The organism is Mastigocoleus sp. MO_188.B34 (assembly GCF_030065675.1).
In the GTDB taxonomy this organism is placed as follows: domain Bacteria; phylum Cyanobacteriota; class Cyanobacteriia; order Cyanobacteriales; family Nostocaceae; genus Mastigocoleus.
In genome coordinates, this window is record NZ_JASJDK010000216.1 from 1 (window position 1) to 6804 (window position 6804).

The 6804-nt window shown below is 35.5% G+C and carries 5 protein-coding genes and 1 pseudogene; 2 read left to right on the forward strand and 4 right to left on the reverse strand.

Features of this window, described 5'->3' with window-relative positions; all coding sequences use genetic code 11:
- Nucleotides 1–49: 49 nt before the first annotated feature.
- Nucleotides 50–496 (reverse strand): thioesterase family protein, encoded by a 447-nt coding sequence (locus tag QNJ50_RS28050; RefSeq protein ID WP_300642358.1) that lies wholly within the window; start codon nucleotides 494–496, stop codon nucleotides 50–52.
- A gap of 116 nt (nucleotides 497–612) precedes the next feature.
- Complete coding sequence (locus QNJ50_RS28055) at nucleotides 613–1206, reverse strand: TetR/AcrR family transcriptional regulator (protein ID WP_300642361.1); 594 nt, start codon at nucleotides 1204–1206, stop codon at nucleotides 613–615.
- A gap of 375 nt (nucleotides 1207–1581) precedes the next feature.
- Between QNJ50_RS28055 and QNJ50_RS28060 the strand changes: the two genes are divergently transcribed.
- On the forward strand, nucleotides 1582–2550 hold the full coding sequence (locus QNJ50_RS28060) for an ABC transporter ATP-binding protein (protein ID WP_300642364.1): 969 nt from the start codon (nucleotides 1582–1584) through the stop codon (nucleotides 2548–2550).
- A gap of 207 nt (nucleotides 2551–2757) precedes the next feature.
- Here QNJ50_RS28060 and QNJ50_RS28065 read toward each other — a convergent pair whose 3' ends face one another.
- The gene (locus tag QNJ50_RS28065; protein ID WP_300642367.1) at nucleotides 2758–3993 is read right to left on the reverse strand and encodes an MFS transporter; all 1236 of its coding nucleotides are present in this window, start codon (nucleotides 3991–3993) and stop codon (nucleotides 2758–2760) included.
- A gap of 238 nt (nucleotides 3994–4231) precedes the next feature.
- Between QNJ50_RS28065 and QNJ50_RS28070 the strand changes: the two genes are divergently transcribed.
- Nucleotides 4232–6700, forward strand: a complete 2469-nt coding sequence (locus QNJ50_RS28070; protein ID WP_300642370.1) for a type ISP restriction/modification enzyme — start codon at nucleotides 4232–4234, stop codon at nucleotides 6698–6700.
- Here QNJ50_RS28070 and QNJ50_RS28075 read toward each other — a convergent pair.
- A pseudogene (locus QNJ50_RS28075) lies at nucleotides 6679–6804 on the reverse strand (IS630 family transposase); the annotation flags it as partial. The gene QNJ50_RS28070 and the pseudogene QNJ50_RS28075 overlap by 22 nt on opposite strands.

Genomic DNA, 6804 nt, shown 5'->3' on the forward strand with positions numbered 1-6804 from the left:
TCTGAATAATCAGACTGTATATTTTCGCTCTAAACTATCAGTAACTGTATCAAACTCTAGTTTTTACGTTAAAAGGTAATCTGCAAGGATTTGTCTCAAAGCCTTGTAAACATTGGCTTGCGAATTTTAGGACGGGTCTAATAAACGTTCCCACCTGAGTTGCAGTCGCCGCAATATTATTATTAGAGATGATTTCGGCTTGAATTGTATATTTTATTCGTCCGAAATTAGCAATCCAAAGTCTACCAATTACTGATTCAAAAAGTTTTATTGGTCGTTTATATTCAATTTCAGTTTTAGAAACTATAGGTACACTTCCGCGAGCAATTTCTGTTTCGAGTGGTAAGTGCTCGTCTAGGAATTTCAAGCGTAAATCTTCCAGCCATTTAATATAAACAATGTTACTGACAATTCCAGCAAAGTCTATGTCGTATGTTCGCACTGGTATGGTAATTTCTACTTCCAACGGACGAGATAATTTATCAGTTCCAATCATAAATTAATGCCAATGATGTAATTGTCCCCCCAATTAACAGACTAATTGGTCTGTTTTTTCAGAAATAAAAAATTCTCAGGGTCAAAATAGGTTAGAGGTTAGGGTAAATATTGCTTTTATCTCGGGGCGAAACTTTCAATATACTGGGAAAGATGGGTCATTGCTCTCTTAAGGTAAATGGAATTGCCATGTAGTTGAGTCATCATTAACCCGCCTTCAAAAATAGCGATAGTCACCGTAGCAACTTGCTCGGGGTCAATGTCCGGAGAAATTTCTCCCCTCGTAATTCCTTTTTGTACAACTCTGCGAATCATATCGTACCAAGAATTCATTGCTTCCTGGGCGCGTTTTCTCAAAGCTGGGTGAGTATGGTCACTTTCAACAGCAGTATTCAGTAAAGGACAACCTCCTTTTAAAGGTGGTTTTTCTATATAACTCACAAAGACTTGAACAATTGCTTGTAAGCGCTCGACCGCATTACGTTTACTCAAAAGTGCAATCCTGTAGCGATAACTAATTAGGCTAACAGCATAATCAAAAGCTTGTAGTGCTAATTCATCCTTATTTTGAAAGTGATTGTAAATTCCTCCTTTTTTTAAACCCGTGACTTGCATAATGTCAGACATAGAAGTTCCAGCATACCCCTGTTTATTAAACAGTTCGGCTGCCTGTTGAATAATTCTCTCCTTTGTCTCTTCACCTTTAGACATCAGTTTTTTCGATCGCTACTTAGGGCAGAATACAATGATTAATATTGCATTACTTCAATTTTATCTATCAGGATTGAGTATAAAACCAACCGGTCGGGATTATATTAATAAATAAGCTGCTTGAAGTCAAGCATACGTGATGTTTTGATTTAAAGTCAAAAATAGCACTTGAACTTTCGGTTTGTGAGTTTTAGCTTTTGTTATGCGCTGCTGTCAAATATGATTCTGGGATACTTAGGAGTCTCACTCTAAATATTTACCATATGCATTTTTAATTAATCTTTGTAATTAATTAAAACTTATAACCCAAGTATAATTGGGTTACTGATAGCTAAATGCTAATGTGGTGTAACTGTAGTTACCTGTTACTCAGAGATGAAGTCTGTTGCAGATGCTCCTGATTCGCAATCGAATATTCAAGATAATTTGCCGGTAATTTTAACTTCCGACTTGCGAAAAAGTTATCGCACTGGCTTTTTCTTGAATCAAAAATTTACTTCCCTCAAACATTGTTCTTTAACAGTTTACAAAGGAGAAACCTTTGGGTTATTAGGACCGAATGGTGCTGGGAAAACAACACTATTAAAACTATTGTTGGGTATTATTCATCCAACTTCAGGAAGAGGGTTATTGCTAGGTAAACCCTTGGGCGATCGCAATATAAAGCAACGTATTGGTTATTTGCCAGAAAATCCATATTTATATGAATATCTTACTGGTTGGGAGTTTTTGCAATTAGCAGCAGGGCTGTTTGGACTCTCAAAGCGGGTACAAAAACAAAAAATTCCTCAACTTCTAGACTTAGTGGGTTTATCCCAAGCTGATGCTTGTAAAAAACGTATGCGTCACTACTCTAAGGGTATGCTTCAGCGAGTGGGAATGGCACAAGCATTAATTAACGATCCAGAATTAATATTTCTTGACGAACCAATGTCAGGACTCGACCCTGTCGGACGTTATCAAATGCGGGAAATTATTTTACATCTCAAAGCGACTGGAAAAACTATCTTCTTTAATAGTCACGTTTTGAGTGAAGTAGAACAAATTTGCGATCGCATTGCAATCCTGGCAACAGGTGAATTAATCTGTACTGGTTCTTTAACAGAATTATTAGGAACTCCTCACACCTATCGAGTTAAAGGTCAAGGTGGTGATTGGGAAGTTCTTAAGCAGTGGATACCTGATATTGAAGGCTTAGCGGATGGTTCTTGGGAAGGAAAACTAGAAGGTGATGTTTATGACTTTATTGCTAGTCTGAGACTGATGGGAGGCTTACTCATTTCTACCGAGTTACATAGTCTGAGTTTGGAAGAATTTTTTGTTCAGAAAATTGAAGGAAAGTAAACAATATTACTCAGAGATGATTCAAAAATAGGGAACGGGGAACGGGGAACAGATAAGTAATAATTTCTGATCCATTACCAATTACCCATTACCCATTACCCATTACCAATTACCCATTACCCATTACCAATTACCCATTACCCATTACCAATTACCCATTACCCATTACCAATTACCCATTACCCATTACCAATTACCCATTACCAATTACCCATTACCCACATTACACCTAAATTGTGACTTGAGTTGCAAAGCAAATAAAGCCGTGCATACAGTCAAAACCCCTGTAATCCAGAAAGGAGCCAGATAACCGAGTGTAACTAGTAATCCAGAAATCGCTGGTCCCAAAGCATTGGCAAGACTAAGATAGGAAATGTTAGTTCCTAGTACTTCACCCTGCTCTTTTTGAGTGCTATTGAGGGACAAGATAGACTCGATTAAAGGCATAGGAAAAGCAGTAATTAAACTAAAAACCGCAATAATTATAAAAAAGGCTGTAATGTTAGGGAATGTGGGAATTAATAAAAATGTCATTCCTCGTACAAACAATGCTGTAAACAGAATATCAATCAGGTTGAATCTTTTTCGTAATGGATCTAGAGCAAAAACTTGAGAGATAAATCCTATTACTCCAACTAAAACAAATATAATTGTGAGAATTTTTACGTCTTGTTCTAATACTTTTAACAGAAAAGGTTGAAATGCAAAGGTAAAAATTGTAAAGGTTGTACCGTTAAGAAAGGTTAAAATAAACAATTGTCCCAACTTGGGTCGAGTTACAGACTTGGCAATTTTGAGTAAACCAAAATCGCTCCAACTCAAGTAGAATTCTTGTTTTTCCGAGCGAGGTAATGTTTCCGGTAGAAAGAAAGCAGTTAACACCGTCGCAAACAAAGCCATACTTGCTCCCAGCAAAAAACTTAAACCCAGTGAAGATATACCTTCCGGTGTTGGTAGTTGAAGAGCAAGATAACTGAGTGCTGGACCAATAACAAGTCCAAGACTAAACACAGATCCAAAAATCCCAAAAGCTTTAGTACGTTGCTCTGCATTGGTAATGTCGCTAATTACTGCACTAGCTATAGAGTTATTTCCACCAGTAAATCCATCAAGTATACGAGCAGCAAATAGCAGCCAAGCAAAAGGTGTTACAGCCGCAATGATATTTGCTGCAACTGTACCCAGTAAACTTATTATTAGCAAAGGTTTTCTCCCCAAGCGATCTGAAAGTCTACCTAGAATTGGCGTACCAATAAACTGAGATACAGAAAAAGCTGTAAGTAACAAACTTGCTTGAAAATCACTCAGTTCAAACTGTTTCGCGTAGGGGTACAGTAGTGGAAAAACTATGGTAAAACTGACAGAATTAATAAAACCAATTAGCGCAACAATCCAATATGTAGTTGGTAAGTCAAACAGCCCCTTAATATTCTTAAAATTCATCTACTTTTGCTCGGATTTAACCGCATGTAGAGTTTTAATACACCCTTAGGTTAAGCATAACCTCAATAACTGGTCATTACAATTGCTAGATATTTAATTACCTCTGGAATTATTATTTGATATTTTCACGGATTTTTATGGATTTATCTATATTTTTAATTCGGTGAAAACCTCAGGGTGTTTTTGTCTCTTACTGAGTTAATTTCAATGTAATTAATATTAAATTAATCTTATAAATATGTCAGTATTATCAGTTAAGCAATATCACGCAAAAGTTGATAAAATTATTCAATATGGTGGCTCTCGTAAAGAAACAGCAATCCGTACAGCTTTTCAAAATCTTTTAAATCAGTACTGTACGACAAAAGAGTTTTTATTAATACCCGAACTAGATTATAAAACGAGAAATGGCAAAACAGTTTATCCAGATGGGACTGTTAAAGATGCTTTACGTCTAGATTGGGGGTACTGGGAAAGTAAAGACCAATACGATGATTTAGATCGGGAAATTGATAAGAAACTAGCAAAAGGTTATCCCGATAGTAATATTTTTTTTGAGGATTCTCAAACCGCAGTATTAATTCAAAGTGGATATGAATCAATGCGGGTCCCGATGCGCGATGCGGAGGGATTAGATGGGATTATTAATCATTTCATTAATTATGTTCGTCCGGAAGTTAAAGATTTTTGGGAAGCGATTCAGACTTTTAAAGCTGATTTAACCAGAATTTTAGAAACGTTGCGAGATTTAATTGATAATCAAGCGACTGTTAATCCTAGATTTGAAATTGCGAGGGATAAATTTTGGCAGATTTGTAGAGATTCTATCAATCCCGAAGTTACTTTGTTTGATGTTCGGGAGATGATTATTCAGCATATCTTAACTGAAGATATTTTTCTAACTATTTTTAATGAATCTCAGTTTCATCAAGAAAATAATATTGCACGAGAATTACAAAATGTTATCGATACATTTTTTACTGGAGTTACCAAGCGAAACACTCTCATAACAATTAAAAGTTATTATGGTGTAATTAGAAGAACTGCTGCAAATATTTGTAACCATCATGAAAAGCAGAAGTTTTTGAAAGCATTATATGAGAACTTTTATAAAGCTTATAATCTTAAAGCTGCTGATAGGTTAGGAATAGTCTATACTCCCAATGAAATTGTGCGGTTTATGGTGGAGAGTGTAAATTATTTGACCCACAAGCATTTTGGAAAATTACTAGAAGATAAGGGAGTAGAAATTTTAGATCCTGCAACTGGTACGGGGACTTATATTACTGAGTTAATTGAATTTTTACATAAGGATTGCTTGGAATATAAATATAAGCATGAAATTCACTGTAACGAGGTAGCTATTTTACCTTATTACATTGCGAATTTGAATATTGAGTACACCTATAAACAAAAGATGGGTGAGTATCAAGAGTTTGAGCATATTTGTTTTGTTGATTCTCTGGAACATACATCTTTTCATGGTAAGCAGTTAGATTTATTTGCAATGTCGGTAGAGAATAGCGAGAGGATTAAGCGACAAAATGAAAGTACAATTTCTGTGATTATTGGGAATCCACCGTATAACGCAAAGCAAGAAAATTTTAATGATAATAATGCTAATAGAACCTACACAGCGATAGATAAACGAATTAAAGACAGTTATATCAAGTATGGTCAAGCTCAAAACCAAATTGTTTTATATGATATGTATGTGCGGTTTATGCGATGGGCTTCTGACCGATTAAATAGTAATGGTATTATTGCTTTAATTACTAATTCTTCGTTTATTGATAGTAAGACTTTTGATGGGTTTAGAAAAGTTGTTGCTGATGAATTTAGTCATATTTATGTGATTGACTTAGGTGGGAATGTTCGCAGTGGTGATAAATCGGGTAGTGTTTTTGGGATTCAGCTAGGGACAGCAATTAGCTTCATGGTAAAGAAAGCAGGAAAAACTAAGTCACCTTGTAAAATTTTTTATACTAAGCTAGAGCAAAACTCTGGACAAGATAAGTTAGACTTTATCGCTAAAACACCTTTGGATAAAATCCCTTTTGAGCATATCAATCCAGATAAAAAATATCATTGGATTAATCAAACAGATAATGATTTTGATAGTCTTTTACCTTTGATTGATAAAGATGTAAAAGCAGGAAAAGCACAGGAAGCTATTTTTGAGTTGTTTTCAAGAGGAGTTGCAACCCAGCGTGATGAGTGGGTATATGATTTTTCTAACTCTGCTCTAGAAAATCGGATGAAGTTTTTTGTTGATGTGTACGAACGCAGACGGAGAACTTTGGAAGACTTAGGCTTTGATATTAAATGGGATGCTGAATTAAGTAGATATTTGGAAAGAAATATTTGTAAAGAGCTTGATGAAAATTCTATAGTTGTAAGTACATATCGACCATTTACGAAAAAATATCTTTATTTTGATAAGCATTTTAATGGAAGAACTTATCAACTTGTCAATATTTTCCCAGGTAAAGAATTTAATAATAGGGTTATTGGTTTTATGGGTCAGCCTGAAGCCAAGCCTTTCACTGTAATTTCCGCTAATTCTGTTGTTGACTTAAATGCAGTTAGCCCCGCTTCTGGAGGTACTCAATGTCTACCTCTCTATCGCTACGACAAAGATGGAAACCGCATTAACAATATTACCAACTGGGGACTAGTAGTCTGTCAAGAAATAATTGAGGGATAAAGTCGTTTAAGTTTAATCCGCGCATCTGTGGTAGTAAACTGCCAATCAACTGTGCGATCGCGTTGATTTCTTTGTATTTCCCAAGCAGTAACTTCCTTGATTAA